13 protein-coding genes are annotated in these 15,875 nt (G+C 60.1%); 2 read left to right on the top strand and 11 right to left on the bottom strand.

The features are described from left to right. Nucleotides 1–197: 197 nt before the first annotated feature. From FIV03_RS10065 to FIV03_RS10055, 3 genes are all read right to left on the bottom strand, one after another. The gene (locus tag FIV03_RS10065; RefSeq protein ID WP_152509465.1) at nt 198–1,760 is read right to left on the bottom strand and encodes a serine hydrolase; all 1,563 of its coding nucleotides are present in this window, start codon (nt 1,758–1,760) and stop codon (nt 198–200) included. A gap of 93 nt (nt 1,761–1,853) precedes the next feature. Further along, on the bottom strand, nt 1,854–3,575 hold the full coding sequence (locus FIV03_RS10060) for a ShlB/FhaC/HecB family hemolysin secretion/activation protein (RefSeq protein WP_152509464.1): 1,722 nt from the start codon (nt 3,573–3,575) through the stop codon (nt 1,854–1,856). Nucleotides 3,576–3,589: 14 nt separating this feature from the next. Further along, nucleotides 3,590–4,864, bottom strand: coding sequence for a serine hydrolase domain-containing protein (locus tag FIV03_RS10055; RefSeq protein WP_152509463.1), 1,275 nt, complete (start codon nt 4,862–4,864; stop codon nt 3,590–3,592). Nucleotides 4,865–5,082: 218 nt separating this feature from the next. On the opposite strand from FIV03_RS10055, the gene FIV03_RS10050 reads away from it, so the two are divergent. After that, a complete protein-coding gene (locus FIV03_RS10050) occupies nt 5,083–7,842 on the top strand; it encodes an AAA family ATPase (RefSeq protein ID WP_152509462.1) in 2,760 nt (919 codons plus the stop codon). Nucleotides 7,843–8,099: 257 nt separating this feature from the next. Continuing rightward, on the top strand, nt 8,100–8,870 hold the full coding sequence (locus tag FIV03_RS10045) for an IclR family transcriptional regulator (RefSeq protein WP_152509461.1): 771 nt from the start codon (nt 8,100–8,102) through the stop codon (nt 8,868–8,870). A 31-nt stretch (nt 8,871–8,901) separates the two neighbouring features. Here the strand turns inward: FIV03_RS10045 and FIV03_RS10040 are convergent, their stop codons facing one another. The 8 genes from FIV03_RS10040 to FIV03_RS10005 form a co-directional block, all read right to left on the bottom strand. Then, nucleotides 8,902–10,407 (bottom strand): tripartite tricarboxylate transporter permease, encoded by a 1,506-nt coding sequence (locus FIV03_RS10040; protein WP_152509460.1) that lies wholly within the window; start codon nt 10,405–10,407, stop codon nt 8,902–8,904. 2 nt (nt 10,408–10,409) lie between these two features. Further along, nucleotides 10,410–10,850, bottom strand: a complete 441-nt coding sequence (locus tag FIV03_RS10035; protein ID WP_152509459.1) for a tripartite tricarboxylate transporter TctB family protein — start codon at nt 10,848–10,850, stop codon at nt 10,410–10,412. A gap of 19 nt (nt 10,851–10,869) precedes the next feature. Then, nucleotides 10,870–11,256, bottom strand: a complete 387-nt coding sequence (locus tag FIV03_RS10030) for a 5-carboxymethyl-2-hydroxymuconate Delta-isomerase (protein WP_023003740.1) — start codon at nt 11,254–11,256, stop codon at nt 10,870–10,872. Nucleotides 11,257–11,332: 76 nt separating this feature from the next. Further along, nucleotides 11,333–12,304, bottom strand: a complete 972-nt coding sequence (locus tag FIV03_RS10025) for a tripartite tricarboxylate transporter substrate binding protein (RefSeq protein ID WP_023003742.1) — start codon at nt 12,302–12,304, stop codon at nt 11,333–11,335. 20 nt (nt 12,305–12,324) lie between these two features. Next, the gene (gene prpB / locus FIV03_RS10020) at nt 12,325–13,212 is read right to left on the bottom strand and encodes a methylisocitrate lyase (RefSeq protein ID WP_023003744.1); all 888 of its coding nucleotides are present in this window, start codon (nt 13,210–13,212) and stop codon (nt 12,325–12,327) included. A gap of 223 nt (nt 13,213–13,435) precedes the next feature. Beyond that, nucleotides 13,436–14,197 carry an HpcH/HpaI aldolase/citrate lyase family protein gene (locus FIV03_RS10015; protein ID WP_152509458.1) on the bottom strand — a complete coding sequence of 254 codons (762 nt, stop codon included), beginning with the start codon at nt 14,195–14,197 and terminating at the stop codon, nt 13,436–13,438. A 5-nt stretch (nt 14,198–14,202) separates the two neighbouring features. Beyond that, nucleotides 14,203–15,003 (bottom strand): 2-oxo-hept-4-ene-1,7-dioate hydratase, encoded by an 801-nt coding sequence (gene hpaH / locus FIV03_RS10010; RefSeq protein WP_152509457.1) that lies wholly within the window; start codon nt 15,001–15,003, stop codon nt 14,203–14,205. Continuing rightward, on the bottom strand, nt 14,997–15,875 hold the full coding sequence (locus tag FIV03_RS10005; protein WP_152509456.1) for a fumarylacetoacetate hydrolase family protein: 879 nt from the start codon (nt 15,873–15,875) through the stop codon (nt 14,997–14,999). Before FIV03_RS10005 ends, hpaH begins: the two co-directional genes overlap by 7 nt.

Here is a 15,875-nt window from a genome sequence, read left to right as displayed (position 1 = left end):
CGCACGTGCAATTGCAACTATCTGAAATCGCGCGACCAATTGCCCGGACGGGAAACAGCCTCAGCACCGGGGCTCTCAAGTATCCCGACGTCTTCTGCTTATTCTCTCTGCGGATCAGGCGCTGAGGGTGTGCGAAAGCAAAAACCCCGCAGGATGTCCCTGCGGGGTTTGAATGTGCGTCGCAGAATCAACTCACTCTATTGCGCAAGCCTTTCGAACCGCGCAGGCCCGTTCAGCACGAAGAGCTCGATTTCCAGGGTGCTTGCTTCCTTGCCATTGCCTGAGAAAGTCACGGTCGAGCGCGAACCCGCCACGGCATTTTCGTTGGCAATGTCAAACACCATCATTGATCCGTCCCAGGCATGCAGCGGCAGCTTTATTGGCTGGGGACCGGCAAGCAGGACGAGCCCACCATCTTCCTCTCGCACCTCGACCGTGCCGAAGTAGGGGTGGCCGTAACGGCCGGTGCAATAGTCAGCCGCAGGAGCAGGTGCAGCAGCGGCAGGTGCCGTTTCACCGGCAGTGAAACCGGCAGGCGCATAGAAGGAAGCGAACAGGCCTTCGTATCCGGAGAACCAGTCACGGGTCACACGCCCGAACTGCACCATGTCGGAGAAGGATGCGCCGATGGATTCAACGGCACCGACAGGAGCCGCGTTCGACAGGACCACGATCCCTATGTCGAGCGAGGGGATCATCAGGAAATAGGTCGCCGCACCGAGGATGAAAGCACCTGAATGGCTGAGGATTACCCGGCCGGACGGGTCAGTGCCGACATTGAAACCATAGCCGTAAAACCCGGCGCGTTCGTCAGGCGTATGGGGACGGCTGGAAAAGCTCTGCGGACTGATTGCAGGCTGCAAGGCTTCGGGAGAAATAAGTTCCCCACCATCGGCCAGAACCATCTTCATCCATCTTGCCATGTCGTTGATGGAGGAACTCACCCCGCCGGCGGGCGACTGGGCATCCGGCTGCCGCTGGTACAGCGCCTCGAAACCGTCGCCGCTTCTGGCATGCGGCAACGCGCGGTTTTCCCGTGCCATGAAATCATCGAACCGCGCACTGGTCCTGGTCATGCCAAGCGGCTGAAACAGGGCTTCGTCAGAAAGGTCGGCCCATTCGGCCCCGGATGCTTCGGCAACCGCCTCGGCGCCGGCGGTCAGGCCGAAATTCGTGTAGGCATAGCTCGTCCGGAAGGCGCGCAGGGGCTGCAGGCGCAAACGTTCGAGGATCGTCTGCCTGTCAAAGCCGATGTCTTCCAGATCGTCGCCGGCATGGTCCGGCAAACCGGAACGGTGGCTGTAGAGATCCCCCACTGTCAAACGTTCGGTAATTTCGGGATCGGCAAGGCTGAACCATGGCAGCAGGTCGCGCATCCTGCTGTCCCACGAAACAACGCCGCGCGTGACCTGCCGGGCAACGACTGTTGCCCCGATCGACTTGGAGACGGAAGCCATCTGGAAAACGGTGTCGGCGTCAATCGGCTGAGCGCCCTCGTCGCCCCGCTTTCCGAAGCCTTTCGCGTAGACAGTCTCTCCCTTGTGTACGACGGCAACCGCTAGGCCCGGCACCTTGCTGCGTGCCTTGATGTCTTCAACGATCCCGTCAAGCGCGGCGATCGCCTTGTCGATCTGGCCAGGAGGAACCTCGGTTCCCGCCGTTCTGGAAGGCGGCAGGTCCTCGGCAAGGGCTGGTGCTGCCAGAACCGCGAGAGACGCGGACGCCAGGAACCGGCGCCGTGTGAGCTGGAAGAACGACATGTGTAACCTCTCAATCAGTCTTGCTGTTCGCGCGTGCGGGTCATTTCAGATGAGTTTCGGCCGGTCCGGCCGGGGCGATACTTTCCGGTGTCGTCAAAGCGCCAGACCCAGCCTGAAGAAGACCCGGGTCCCCGGATCCTCAGCGTTTTCCGGCCGGTGCCAGGGTGTGGCAGTGAGAACCTGAAAATTCACCCGGTCGGCAACCATGCCGCTGACACCGACACCGGCTGAACCGAGTTCGTCGCGAGCAAAGTCGGCGGCTTCATCCACGTTCCAGACGACGCCATAATCGGCAAAGGCCGTCAGGGTGAGACCGGGAAGTGCAGACCATCCGGTTTCGATGTCGTGACTGACTTCAAACGCCGACGCAAAGCCACTGTCACCGGAGAGGCTGCCGCCATCGAACGCCCAGCCGTAGGGGTCGCCGCCGAGAGCAAACCGGACCGCACCGGGCAACGGTGTCGGCGAATACTGGCTGGCCGTGCGCAGCTGAAGCCGCGCGATGGACGCCAGATCGTATGAGACGCCGAAGTTGAACCGGCCAAAGCGATAGTCGTCCGGGTCAATTTCCATTTCACCTTTGTGGTTCAGGCTCTGCCCCAGTTCGGCTCCAGCGGAAAATGAGGCCGGACCTGCATCAACGTCGTACCTGAGGGACACCGTCGCCCAACGCGCCTGCTCACGGGCGGCCCGCGCGCCCATCACGTCGATCCGGTCGTTCCGAAGATTGATTTCCACCTTGCCATAAAGGCTCTGGTCGATGGTGCGAATGAGCGGATACTGGAGATGAGCCGAACCGATAACGGTTTCGATGTGGATGTCCTGCTCTTTCAGGTCTGCGCCGGGCTTCTGGGTCACATAGGTCAGATCGTAGCCCGCGGAGAGCCCGTTGAACCCGATTGGAACCGACTGCGAAGCCTGCAGCAGCACCATTTCCTCGGGTGCGTCCGGTACGGTTACCCCAACCAGGCTTGTCGTTTCGAACAACCCGAAGATGTCGTTGACCGTGGCATTTCCGGAAAGTTCCAGCGGACCGATCGTATCTGTTCCAAGGTTATCGAGACCGACGCCGGCGCTGTATCGGCTGAAATCAACCGCGAGCTTCAGCGTACCGCCACCTGTAGGCGTTTCCGGGCGCACAATTGTTCCCTCGATCTGCAGACCAGCAAGATCGCTCATCAGCAGCAGAACGCGTTCCGCCTCCTTGATCCGAATGGGCCGCATGGAGGTCAGGCGGTTGATATAGGGTGCCAGGCGCTCCCTGATGCGTGGGATGGAACTGGTGATCTCGACGGTTTCAACATAGCCTTCGTAGACCCGGAGCGAGACCGCACCGGACGCAAAGTCCTGCACCGGAACGACGGTCATCGAAAAATAGCCGGCTCTCAGATAGGCGGCATCAACCGCCTCCGCGATCCGATAGAGATCCGCAAGAGATATGTTCTTGCCGATCTTGCCCTGCCAGATGGCCGACAGATCGGTGTTCGAAACCGAATGAGCACCGGCAATCGATACCGAGCGGAGGGTGAAGCGTACACTCTCGGCATCTTGTTCGGAAACACGCTTGCGCTGATCCTGCACCGTGATGTCGACCGTGCCCGCCCTTGTAGGCGGCGTGAACCGTTCGATAATGACGGTCTGCCCGGCGACGGCCTGATCCAGTGTTTGAGCCAGTGCAGAATGAGAATCCTCCGCGGCCACCAAAGAGACGACCAGAACCGAAGCAGCCCGAAGCCGAAAGGCCGATTTGGGATTAGCAGCGGCAGCACCGCGCAGGGATTTCGTTGCCGGGGGAGGCAGCACCTGTCTTGTCACGGACGGTTCCGTTCTTATTCAGCGGTGTTCTGGGGAGCCGTTTCGCCGAGTAACGGAGCGACGGCGTTAAAAATGCGCATGGCAGGCAGCGAGCAGGTCAGACCCGAACCTTCGTCGGCGTCCTGCGTCTCCTTTCCCTCCTCGCAGTCACCGGAAGGCATGTCGCTGTTCGCCTGGACAACAAGGGTCGTGTCAGTCCGCGGGCTATGGAAAACGACCGTGGTGTATCCAGGCACTTCGCCCGTGTGGCCGACCCACTCTCCGTTGCACCGAAGCGCCAGGCCGTATCCTTCAGGCGGACGGAAGGATCGCAGCCGCGCTTGCTGCATCTCGGTGCCGAGAAGCCCTTGGCCGGACCCGAGGGCTCGGCCATAGACGAGCAGATCGTCGATGTTGGAAATCAGCTCCCCCGCCGTCCAGAGCGAAGCCGGGTTCCAGTGTGTGGCAACAAGAGGTGTCTCAGGCGTCGCATCGCCCCCCTGAAGGGTAACGCCCTGCGCGTAGGGCTCCGGTAGTTCGGTCCTGCTTCCCGGCCAGACTGTTTTTTCCAGTCCGAGAGGATCCAGGATCATCTTCCGCAAAGACGTTTCGAAGGGCTGCCCGGTGGTCTTTTCAATGACCATGCCAAGGAGGATCGTGTTCGTGTTGGAATAATCGTATTGCGTTCCCGGCTCGAAGAGCGGGGAATTTTCGACGGCAAAAGTCAGCAGGTCCTCGGGCGAAAACGCGACACCGGGTTGATCGAGAAACAACTCCACAAACCGTTCGGAAGCGGTGTAGCTCGCCACACCGCTGGTCATGTCCGCGAGCTGGCGCAGCGTGATCCTGTCTCCGTTGGGAATTCCCTCGACATAGGCGTCGATCGTGTCATCGAGAGAAAGCCGTCCGGCCTCTGCAAGCTGCAGCAGCATTGTTCCGGTGAAAGTCTTGGTCACGGACCCGATGCGCGTGTGCATGCCCGGCTCCATCGGAGCTCCGGTTGCCGGGTCGGCGACGCCGTATCCTTTTTTCCATGTGCCGTGAGGTGTTTGGACACCAACAATGACGCCCGGCGTTTCGGCAAGTGGAAGCGCGGCCAGCACCGCGTCATCCAGCTGTTGGGAAAGTGTTGCGGAGAGCGGCGTGCCGGGCCTGGCGTCTGCTGCCGCGGAAGTCACACCCCGGTCAAAATCCTCAACACATGATACGGACGCTGCGGCGGGGTTAACGCCGCATACCGACACCAGCAGGGCTGCAAGCAATTGCACGGCCCGTGCTGTCACCGGGCCTGTTGTGACCGATTTTGCCAATCTGGGCTGTCCTCTTTTCCGATTGCAGACGGGGGATCGCGCTTGCGGCGGGGCATGCCACAGGTGCGCGTCCCCATGAGGACTGGTGGTAGGGAAATCAGGCTGGCAAACAAAGTCGGCAACGGTGCAAAAATGGTATAAGTAGTTCGTCAGTCAGTGTAATTCTTCATCGAGGCGCGGTCCTCGTGTCTCACCGGAACATCGGAATCTGCGTCTCAGTGCAAAAAATCGAACTTGATGTTTCTCGTGGCGAACTGCTGCGTGACGGGGAAGCCGTTCGTTTGCGCCCCAAGACTCTCGCCGTGCTGGTCGAGCTGCACGCCCGCGAGGGAGAGATCGTCAGCCAGCAAGAGCTGAGACATCTGATCTGGGGACACCAGCATGGACGCGAGACCGGTCCAAAGCAGTGTATCCGCGAGCTTAGACGCTTGCTTGGGGACAGCGCCGAAACACCCGGGTTCATCGAAACGGTCGGCAGGCAGGGCTACCGCCTTGTCGGCAAGATCACGGTTCTGAACTCCGGCACGGAAACCTCTGGACCGGCCCCTCTTTGCGTAGGCCGAACCGCGGAACTGCAGTCCCTTGCGGACTGCGCAGCGGCAGTGCGCGCTGGCAAGCGCATTGTGAGCCTTGTCGCCGGGGAAGCCGGATCGGGCAAATCAAGGCTGGTGGAGACGTTCGCCGCCACGCTGCCACGCACGGCAGACTTCTGGTCTGCCCGGGGGCAGTGCATTCCCCATCCGGGTGCCCGGGAGCCCTATGGACCACTGATCGAGATCGTGACGCAGCTCGCCGAAGGTGCGTCACGAAAACAGGTCTTGCGGCTTCTTGAGGATGTCGCGCCGTCCTGGCGAGACCTGCTGCCGCAGCTTCGTTCTGGCCGGGAGCCCGCTCCCCTGCCCGCAAAATTCACGGACACGCACCCGGACTCAATGTTGCGGGAGCTGACCGCACTCATGGAGCGTCTTTCTCAGCAGCAGCCCGGTGTCATCATTCTGGAAGACCTGCACTGGGCCGATCAGAGTACGCTGGCATGGCTTCTTTCCTGGGCTCAGCGCCGCGCTCCTGCCAGAACCCTTGTGGTTGGAACCTACAGGTTTGATGAACTGGACAAGTCCGGAGATCTTCAAACGACATTGCATTACCTCCAACGTGTTCAGGACTTTAGCCCGATCACGCTGGACGGCCTCGACGAAACAGCCGTCGCGGACCTTCTCAAGCGACGCTATCCGGACCACGGACTGCCTGCCTCCCTTGCCGGCGAGTTGAGGCGAAGAACGGAAGGGCATGCCATCCTGGTCGATGCGATCATCGACCAGTGGCATCGGGACGGGGTCCTGGAGAGTTCCGAAAATCAGCAGGCACCCGAGCAGGACATCAATGAAATCGTTTCGGCAATCTCACGCGGGGCCGGAAAATTCATCGCGGGCGAAATCGGCCGGCTGGACCCATACGAGCGGCAATTACTCGACATTGCCAGCGTGGCAGGAATTCGCTTTTCCGCTGCCATGTTGAGCGATGATCGGCTCGAGGTGGAAAAAGGCGAAGCGGTTCTCGACCGCCTTGCAAGCGTCAGGCGCTTTATTGAACGGGCTGGCGTCATGGCCTGGCCGGACGGGACGCAGGCAACACGCTACATCTTCCGGCACGCGCTCTATCAGGAGGCGCTTTACGACGCTATTCCGGCCGCAAATCGGCAAGGACTTCACCAACGTATCGGCAGCCGGCTGGAAACCGCGTTCAAATCCCGCACTGGCGAAATCGCGTCCACACTCGCCGATCATTTCGAGCGTGCCGCCGATTGGAAACGTGCTGCCGTCCATCGAGGGCTTGCGGGCCTGACCGCGCTGGAACGCGGCGCAATCACCGATGCGGCCGCCCAGTTCCGGCAGGCGCTTGTCTCCTTCGCCGCCTGCGAGCCTGACCCCGAAATGCACACGGCGGAATGCCGCACGCTACTGGGTCTGGGAGCGGCGCTTATCGTCGGGGATCACTTCACCACGGACGAACTTAGGGACGTTTACGAACGCGCCGCGACACTTGCAGGCAGAACCAATGACCCGACGACAATTGTGCCCGCACTTGCAGGGCTCTGGAACCACCACCTGACCAAGGCAGACCTTGCAGCTGCCGACGAACTAGCCAAGGGTCTCGACAACCTGGCAGAGGATGCACCAGCGCTCTACGCAATGGTGGCCCACAATGCCGTCGGGCAAACGCGGTTCTTTCGTGGTGATCTTGCCGCCTGCCTGCCTCATATCAACGCTGTTTGCAGCGCCTACGGCACGAACCACAACGCAGAGGCATCGGTTCTGTTTGGCGAAGACCCCGGCATCGTCTGCCGCCAGTATGCCGCCTGCGTTCATCAGTTGCTCGGCCAAAGCGAACGTGCCGAACGCCTTTTTACCGAAGGCATGACGTTGACGGATACATTGGAGCAGCCTTTCGGGCGAGCGCAGATGCTTTGGGCAGGAGCACTGATCGCTCGTGAGCGTGAAGACCCGGTGCGTGTGCTGGAACGGGCGACGGCCCTGATCGAAACCTGCGAAGCAGCCGCAATTCCGTTCTGGCGCCCTTATGGCGACCTACTGGCCGGGTGGGCCCAGGTAGAGCTTGGGAACGCTTCCGGCCTTCAGCAAATTCACGAAGGTCTGAACGCACAGGCGGCAATGGACGTGACGCTGACCCGTCCTTACGGACTGTCACTCTACGCAGAAGCGACCAGCCGCTGTGGTAGCCCGGCCGAAGGGCTGAAGGCACTTGCGTCGGCATTTAAGATCATCAGACGCACCGGCGAACGCTGGCACGAAGCGGATCTCCATCGCCTGTGGGCCTTGCTCTCGGTGCAGACAGGCCGAACCCGAAACGCTTCATCCGCCCTTCGCCGTGCAATCAGGTTTGCACGAACCCAAAACGCCGTAACTTACGAAAAACGTGCGCAAGACCTTCTGGACCGGATTTCAGGTCAACTGACCTGAGAAGCACTTCGCCAACCCGCGACCGGATTGGACTTCAGCCCGCGTCTCCAGCCGTTCAACAGGCTTCTAGGTCACGTCACTCCGACTAGGAGACACAGTGGCAACATCGGATCCGGAAACGAGGCCTTTAGCCATGCCAATAAATTCCCGAATGCCCTTCATTTCAATGGACCCGTGTGCCCTCATGCAATACCACTCTACTAGGACATTCGGTCGAATTAGATATTAAACACATACGATTATAGAGACTTCCGAGGATGACTGCAGGAACACAAAGCATCGACCGCGCAGCGATGCTGCTCGATCTTGTCGCCGGTGGGCATCCCGACGGTGTTCCCTTCGCGGACATACTCACAAAGTCCGGTCTGACCCGGCCGACTGCCCGGCGGGTGCTGCAAGCGCTTATCGAACATGGCTTCGTCGACCAGGACGCGGAAAACCGTCGCTTTTTTCTCGGCTCCAGAATTTACGAACTGGGTCTGCTGGTCTTCCCGGCCTATGACCTGCAAGATGTTTGCAAGCCGGAACTCGAACGTCTGGTCGAGGTAACGGGCGACACCGTTTTCCTCAATCGTGTCGTCGGTGACAAGATGACCTGCATTGCCCGGGAAAGCGGCGCGTTTCCCGTGAAGGCGTTTGTTCTGGACGTCGGGGTTCATCGCCCGATCGGGCTGGGTGCCGGCGGCATGGCTGTCCTTGCCGCCCTTCCGCCTGCGAAAGCCGAAGCGATCCTGGACAGAAACACCGGCGACCTCAAGGAGTTCTCCGGTGGCGTCACGAAAATCCGTGAGATGGTCGAACTGGCAAGAGAGACCGGCTACATCGACAGGGTGTCGGACGTAGGCGTCAGGACCGTCGCCATGGCAATCCGCGACAGTGCCGGCACACCCTTTGCGTCAATCAGCGTTTCCAGCATCATGGCGCGCATGACCGGCGAGCACCTGCAATCGGTACTCGCCATCATGGGGCAGGAAGTCGCGAAGATCAGCGCCAAGCTGTCGAAGATGCGGCCGATAGGAAGAGCCTGATCCGGCCGCGCCTTCCGCTTGACCGAGGCTGTTAACCGGCAACGGGTTTTTCATTTTTATGCTTGATCCGCGACCAGATCAGGTTGAGCAGCGGCAGCACGATGATCAGGATCGTGATGCAGTGGATCGCGATGGCCGTGCTGGATCCGAGAAGATAACCGAAATCTCCTCCTGAAATCATCAGGGCGCGGCGCAGGTGCTCCTCGAGCATCGGCCCCAGAACGAACCCGATGAGCAACGGTGCGGGCGAATAGTCGTAAAATCGCAGGATCGCCCCGATAACCCCCATCAACAACACGGCCCAGACGTCGAAGGTCGAATTCGCAACGCCGAAGACGCCAGTGCAGATCAGCGCAATGATCACGGGAAACAGGAACCGTCTCGGGACCGCAACCAGTCGCGCCCAGACCCCGATCAGTGGTACGTTCAACACCAGCAGCAACACGTTGCCGATCCAGAAGCTGGCGACCAGGCCCCAGAACAGGTCCGGATGATCGACCACCAGCTGCGGTCCGGGTGCGATGCCATGGATCATCAAGGCACCCAGGATGATCGCCATCGTCGGCGTTCCGGGAATACCGAGCGTCATGGTCGGAATGAAGGCCGTCTGGGCGGCAGCGTTGTTGGCTGCCTCAGGCGCGGCAATCCCGTTGATCCGTCCAGTGCCGAATTCTTCCTTCTTGCCGCCCACGGACCGTTCCAGCGAATAGGCCAGGAAAGAGGAAATCGTGGGCCCTGCACCGGGCAAGGGCCCCAGGATGCCACCAACGGAGGCTCCGCGAAGGATCGAGAACTTGATGCTCTTGAGTTTGCCGAATGCGAGAAACATGGAGCGGGCGGAAATGGCGATCGGTTTCCTGTCGCCCTGGTCATCCCTCAGCTTGTTGATGACCTCCGGGATACCGAACAGACCCATGGCAACGGCGACGATCGACAGCCCGTCGAGAAGGTTTGCATAGCCCATGTCGAACCGGGCAACGCCGCTGTTGAGGTCAAGGCCGATGCTGCCCAGCAGCATGCCGATGAAGACCATCGCAACACCCTTGAGCGCCGATCCACCCACTGCAACCGATCCGGCAACGAGGCCCAGCAGCAAGGTCGCGAAATACTCCGCCGGTCCGAAGGAGAGCGAGAATTTCACGATCAACGGCGACAGGAAGACCATGGCCAGAATGCCGAAAGTGCCACCACTCAGCGAGGAAATCTGCGCTGTCAGCAGGGCAAGACCAGCCTCGCCCCTTTTCGCCATCGGGTAACCGTCCAGCGTTGTGATCGCATTGGAAGCCGTGCCCGGCAGGTTGAGAAGGATCGATGCGATGGAGCCACCATATTCGGCTCCGTAATAGACACCGGCCAGCATGATGACCGCGGTCGTCGGCTCCAGATAGAAGGTGACCGGCAGCAGGATCGAGATCGCCGCGATCGCGCCGATACCTGGAAGAACACCGACGATATTGCCCAGCAGAACACCTGCGAAACAATAAAAGAGATTTACCGGATGCAGTGCGACCGTAAACCCTGAGAGGAAATCCATCATGATCAGAACCCGGGGAAAAGCCTGAGAGGCATGCCGAGGCCCAGAACGAATGTGAGCCACAGGAAGGCAGAAACGCCGATGGAGAGCAGCACCGTTTCCAGCCATTTCATGCGCGGAATGACGAGAGCCAGCACCGAGATCGCACACAAGGTGGTGAGTGCGATGCCGAGCCGTTCGATCAGCAGAGCGTAGAGTGCGATGGAGGCAACGACCCCGCAGAGGCCGAGCCAGGGGAATTGCCGCGGAAGGCTGACGTCACGAACGACGTTGACGACCGCAATCAGCAATCCGAAGACAATCGTCAAGGCACTCAGGACGACCGGGAACATTCCCGGCCCCATGTTGCGCGGCACGCCCATGTCGAGATCGCGGGAAGCGTAGAGGAAAATTGCACCCACGAGCGCGACCAGCAGCCCGTCCTGTGCCTTGAAGAGAGCCTTCATCCCATCCTCCAGAAAACCGTCAGCTGGCTTTCAAGTGTTTGTGCAGGTTGTTCATCTTGTAACTGTAAGCACTCGGGATCTCTTGCATTTCCATTGCGTATGCAAGCCGGGCACGGTCAGCGAGAGGCTTCAGATGCGACGAAGTCCGATCAAAGATCAAGTCTGCCGCCTCCTGTTTGGTCTGCGCATCCCTGCCTTCACCGATACGAAGGGACAAGTGGACGAACCCGTTGTCCGGGTTCATGTCACCGACCAGGCAATCGTCAATGCGGGTGATGCGGATGCGGATACCCGCGATCGGGAAGATACCGGCTTCCGTCATGGCGGCGTGGACACAGCGGCCAAAAGTTTCGACCTCGGTCTGATCTGCAATATTACCGGAATATTCGATCCAGGCGTGCGGCATGGTTCCATCCTTGAAAGGGCGAGCCGAAGCTCGCCCGGTAGGTTCAATTGTTGCGAAATGGAAGTTCAGGGATAGGTCACTTCGGCTCGATGCCGGCGTCCTTGATTTCCTGGCCCCACAGGTCGACCTCGGAGGCGATGAATTCTGTCGTCGCCGCTGAATCCAGGCCACGCCGGGACGGCGTTACACCGATGCTTTCGAGTTTCGCCTGCACGTCCGGATTGGCAATGGTCTTGTTGAAGGCATCGCTCAGAACGTCCAGACGCTCCTGGGGGACCCCAGCCGGAGCAACGACACTGTACCACCCAACCACGTTGAAACCGTCGAAGCCGAGTTCGTCTGCCGTTGGCGTGTCGGGCAGCGCGGCGTAACGGTCTGTGCTCGTGACGAGGATCGGCTTCAGGGCACCGCTCTCAACATGCGGCAGGACCGAAACAGGACTGCTGATCATCGCATTCACACGGCCGGCCAGGATATCGGAAATTGCATCTCCGGAACCTGAGTACGGAATGTTGGTGAAGCTGAGATCCGCCTGCCGGGCCAGCAAGCGCGCCGCCAGAAGCGCCGCGCTGCCTCCGTTTGCCATGGTCAGGTTTTCCGTGGCGGCGGCGGCAAAGCCTTCATAGTCGGAGATTTCTGAATCCCCCGGCACCGTGACCACATAGGGCGACTCGGAGATCACCGCGATCCCCGAGAAGTCTTCTTTCGAGTTGTAGGTCGCCGACTTGAAAAGCGACGGGTTCAGCGCAAGCGTCGCCTGGATACCGAACAGAATGGTATACCCGTCAGCCTCTGCCTGTTTTGCCAGAAGCGTGCCGACCGTTCCGGACGCACCCGGACGGTTTTCGACGACAACAGGCTGCCCCAGATACTCCTTCATGTTGTCGGCAACAATCCGGGCCGTAGTGTCTGTCCCCCCTCCAGGCGAATACGGCACAATCAGGCGGACCGGCTTCTCCGGAAACGCGTCCTGCGCGATAACCGGAGCCGCCACTGTGAGCGCCAAGGCGCCCGCTGCGATTGACAACAAAGTTCTCTTGGTGAGCATTCTTTCCTCCCTTTGCTCAATTACTTCCGACTTTGGAACAACTCGTCGATCTTCCTTTCGTAGTCGTGGTAGTTCAGGAAGTCGTAGAGTTCCTCGCGCTTCTGCATGATATCCAGCACACCGGTCGCTGATCCGACCTCACGAATATGCTTGTAAACCTTCAGGGCTGCCGCGTTCATTGCGCGATTCGCAGACAAGGGGTAGAGCGCCGCTGAAACGCCGACGCTGCGCAGCTCGTCCAGAGTGAAGTTCGGCGTCTTGGAAAACTCGGTAATGTTGGCGAGAACCGGATACGGCGTGTCGAGCGCATCGACGAAAGCCTTGTACTGCGACAACTCCGTGCAGGCTTCTGCGAAGATCATGTCGGCGCCAGCCTCGACGTAGGCACAGGCCCGGTCGATCGCACCGTTCAGGCCCTCGATGGCCAGCGCATCCGTGCGGGCAACAATGAAGAACTGATCGTCGGTCTTTGCATCCACGGCGGCCTTGACGCGGTCAACCATCTCCTGCTTGGAAACGATCTCCTTGCCCGGACGGTGACCGCACCGCTTGAGCTGAACCTGATCCTCCATGTGCATGGCACCGGCGCCGTCCTTGATCAGGCCGCGCACAAGGCGCGCGATGGTGAAGGCACCCCCGAAGCCGGTATCGACATCAACCAGGACCGGCAGACTGCTTGCATCCGTAACGCGGCGGAGATCCGTCAGCACGTCACTCAGGTTCGTGATGCCGAGATCGGGAAGCCCGTAGGATGCGTTCGCGACGCCTGCACCGGCAAGATAAAGAGCCTTGTAGCCCACGCGCTCTGCCATCATCGCCGTGTAGGCGTTGATCGACCCCATGACCTGAAGCGGATTTTCTTCCTTCAAGGCCTGCCGGAACCGTGCGCCTGCCGAAAGTGTCGTCATTATGAACCTCTCATTTTTGACTGATCATAATATGATCATTTTTTGAATTCTTTATTTGATAAAGATCATATTATGGCTTTTTTCAAAGTCAATAAGTTATTTCCCGATGATTTCGAGCCACCTCGGCCGCAGAAAACAGCCAAAAACAAAGGCCCGCCGCGCTTTCGCGCAGCGGGCCCGACTGTTCATAATATGGTCACACCCGACCGAAACCGGGAAATGATCAGGGAAACGCCTGCCTCAACTCCGCAAGACCACGGGCAAAGACACCAACATCAGCCCCAACGGCCAGAAACTCGACCCCCATAAGCGCATAACGTTTCGCAAGTTCACGGTTGGAGGTCAGGATACCGGCAGGCTTTCCCGCGGCCCTGATCCGCGAAAGGGCCTCAACCACGACCACCTGTACCGGATCCGCTTCGGGCTGGCCGACATAGCCCATGTCCGCGGCCAGATCCGCTGGCCCGACGAAGACGCCATCGACACCTTCTACCGCCAGTATCTCGTTCAGCGCATCGATGCCCTTGCAGCTTTCGACCTGGACAAGCAGACACACCTGCTTGTTTGCCGTGTGCAGATAGTCGGTAATGCGACCATAGTCCGACGCCCTTGCCAGGGCCGCGCCGACACCGCGCGCCCCCTCCGGCGGATAACGGACCGAGTCCACGGCTTCCTGCGCCTCCGCCGCCGTTTCGATCATCGGAACCAGAATTGTCTGCGCCCCTATATCCAGCATCTGCTTGATCAGGGCACGGTCATTCTCACGGACACGAACCACCGCATGGCTGCTGCCGGAGATTACCCGCAGCTGCGCAATGATTTCGGCAAGCCCGTTCGGTCCGTGTTCGGCATCGATGACGAGCCAGTCGAACCCGGCTCCTGCGCAAATTTCCGCGGCGCCGGGATGTGCCAACGCCATCCAAAGGCCAATCTGGGTCTCCGGCTTTGCAAGCCGCGCCTTGAAGAGGTTTTTCGCTAAGGTCATGACGATCACGCAAATCTGGTGGAGACGGCGCCGAACGGTCCGAAGTCGGCCCGGATCGCCGTGCCGGGTGGACATTCGATGGGGCCGATAAACGATCCCGTCAGGACGATCTGGCCGGGTTCGATGCGGTGGCCGTAGCTGGCCATCCGCCGGGCAAGCCAGACGAGCCCCATCACGGGGTCGTTCAAGACAGCCGCACCAAGACCGGTGGCCGTGACCTCACCATCCTGTTCGACGATAGCCCCAATCCAGCGAAGATCCACGTCGCCGGGGTCATGCCGTTGAGCTCCCAGAACCACGCCCGCATTGGCGGCATTATCCGCCACGGTGTCGAAGATGCGCCTGCGCGTTCCCGTCTCCGGATCAGCACGCAAGATGCGGGTGTCCAGGATTTCAAGCGCGGGGCTCACATAATCCGTCGCCGCGATCACATCTTCACGGGACACGTTGCCATCGATCGGCGCCTTCATCACAAATGCTATCTCGGCTTCCACGCGCGGTTCGATAAATCGGCCGCGCGGCACCTGCCCGCCATCCGGGAACAGCATGTCGTCATAAAGCACGCCCGAATCCGGCGTATCGATACCGAGTGCGTTCTGCATGACCTTGGATGTCAGGCCGATTTTCCACCCCAGAATGCGCCGCCCGGCAGCCAGTTTGGTCGCAAGTTGCGCCCCCTGTATGGCATAGGCGTCATCCAGCGAGATGTCCGGGTAACGCACGCTGAGAAGGCCAGTCTGTTGCCGGGTCGCTTCCGCTTCCAGAAGTTCAGCCGCCACGTCCTGCACCTGCGCGGCACTCAGCATTTTTCGTCCTCAATGCCGTTGCGCAGGATACCGATGCCTTCGGCTTCGACTTCCACAATATCACCCGGCTTCAACCAGCAAGGGGGCTCCATCCTTGCGCCGGCACCTGTCGGAGTGCCACAGACCAGAATGTCGCCAGGCATCAGCTGCGCAAATGTCGAGACGTAGTTGACGATATAGGGGAAGTCGAAAATCATTCTCGACGTCCGGTCCTGCTGGCGAACCTCACCGTTGACGCGGGTTACAAGAGCGACATCCTGCAATTGGGCCGGCGAATGCAGCGGCACGAGAGCCGGGCCGATGCTGCCGGTCCTTTCCCAGTTCTTGCCTTGCGTCACGTTGAATTTCGCATGGCGCGTCCAGTCGCGGATCGTTCCCTCGTTGCAAAGGGTAATCGCGGCAATATGGTCGAATGCGGTCTCGCGCGGAATGCGACGGCCCGCCTTTCCGATGACGATCGCAATCTCACCTTCATAGTCAAGCTGATCGCTTTCCGGTGGCCGGATCAGTGGCTGGCCATGACCGGTGAAGCCACTCGCAAAGCGCGGAAAAAGAGAGGGCCGCATCTGCTGCGCCTGGCCGTCCTTGTACTCTGCGTTCCTGTCCGGGTAGTTCACCCCGACGCAGATGATCTTCTGGGGTGCGGCAATCGGGATCTGGAAGGCGACATCTGCCGCGCGATAGCTCACCGGACGCCCCTCGCCGGCCTTTACCAGATCCGGCAGGGCGCCGGCGGCAACAACGTCCAGAAGATTGCTGAACCGGGCTTCCAGATTGTCGGTCACGTCCACCAGATCATCGCCTGTCAGGACGCCATAACGCAGGGCGCCTTCTGCCCGAAACGCTGCAATGGCTGGCTCATATGCCGTCAT

The sequence above is a fragment of the Labrenzia sp. THAF187b genome, assembly GCF_009363375.1.
Taxonomy (GTDB): Bacteria; Pseudomonadota; Alphaproteobacteria; order Rhizobiales; family Stappiaceae; genus Roseibium; species Roseibium algicola.
The sequence above is the reverse complement of the archived record's forward strand: the minus strand, read 5'-3'. Positions and strand labels throughout refer to the sequence as shown.

Excerpts from the sequence above, each read along its gene's own strand:
- FIV03_RS10030 (WP_023003740.1), bottom strand. The coding sequence starts at position 11,256 with ATGCCGCACGCCTGGATCGAATATTCCGGTAATATTGCAGATCAGACC.
- FIV03_RS10025 (WP_023003742.1), bottom strand. The coding sequence starts at position 12,304 with ATGCTCACCAAGAGAACTTTGTTGTCAATCGCAGCGGGCGCCTTGGCG.
- FIV03_RS10015 (WP_152509458.1), bottom strand. The coding sequence starts at position 14,197 with ATGACCTTAGCGAAAAACCTCTTCAAGGCGCGGCTTGCAAAGCCGGAG.
- hpaH (WP_152509457.1), bottom strand. The coding sequence starts at position 15,003 with ATGCTGAGTGCCGCGCAGGTGCAGGACGTGGCGGCTGAACTTCTGGAA.
- prpB (WP_023003744.1), bottom strand. The coding sequence starts at position 13,212 with ATGACGACACTTTCGGCAGGCGCACGGTTCCGGCAGGCCTTGAAGGAA.
- FIV03_RS10040 (WP_152509460.1), bottom strand. The coding sequence starts at position 10,407 with ATGATGGATTTCCTCTCAGGGTTTACGGTCGCACTGCATCCGGTAAAT.
- FIV03_RS10065 (WP_152509465.1), bottom strand. The coding sequence starts at position 1,760 with ATGTCGTTCTTCCAGCTCACACGGCGCCGGTTCCTGGCGTCCGCGTCT.
- FIV03_RS10035 (WP_152509459.1), bottom strand. The coding sequence starts at position 10,850 with ATGAAGGCTCTCTTCAAGGCACAGGACGGGCTGCTGGTCGCGCTCGTG.
- FIV03_RS10045 (WP_152509461.1), top strand. The coding sequence starts at position 8,100 with ATGACTGCAGGAACACAAAGCATCGACCGCGCAGCGATGCTGCTCGAT.
- FIV03_RS10005 (WP_152509456.1), bottom strand. The coding sequence starts at position 15,875 with ATGACGGCATATGAGCCAGCCATTGCAGCGTTTCGGGCAGAAGGCGCC.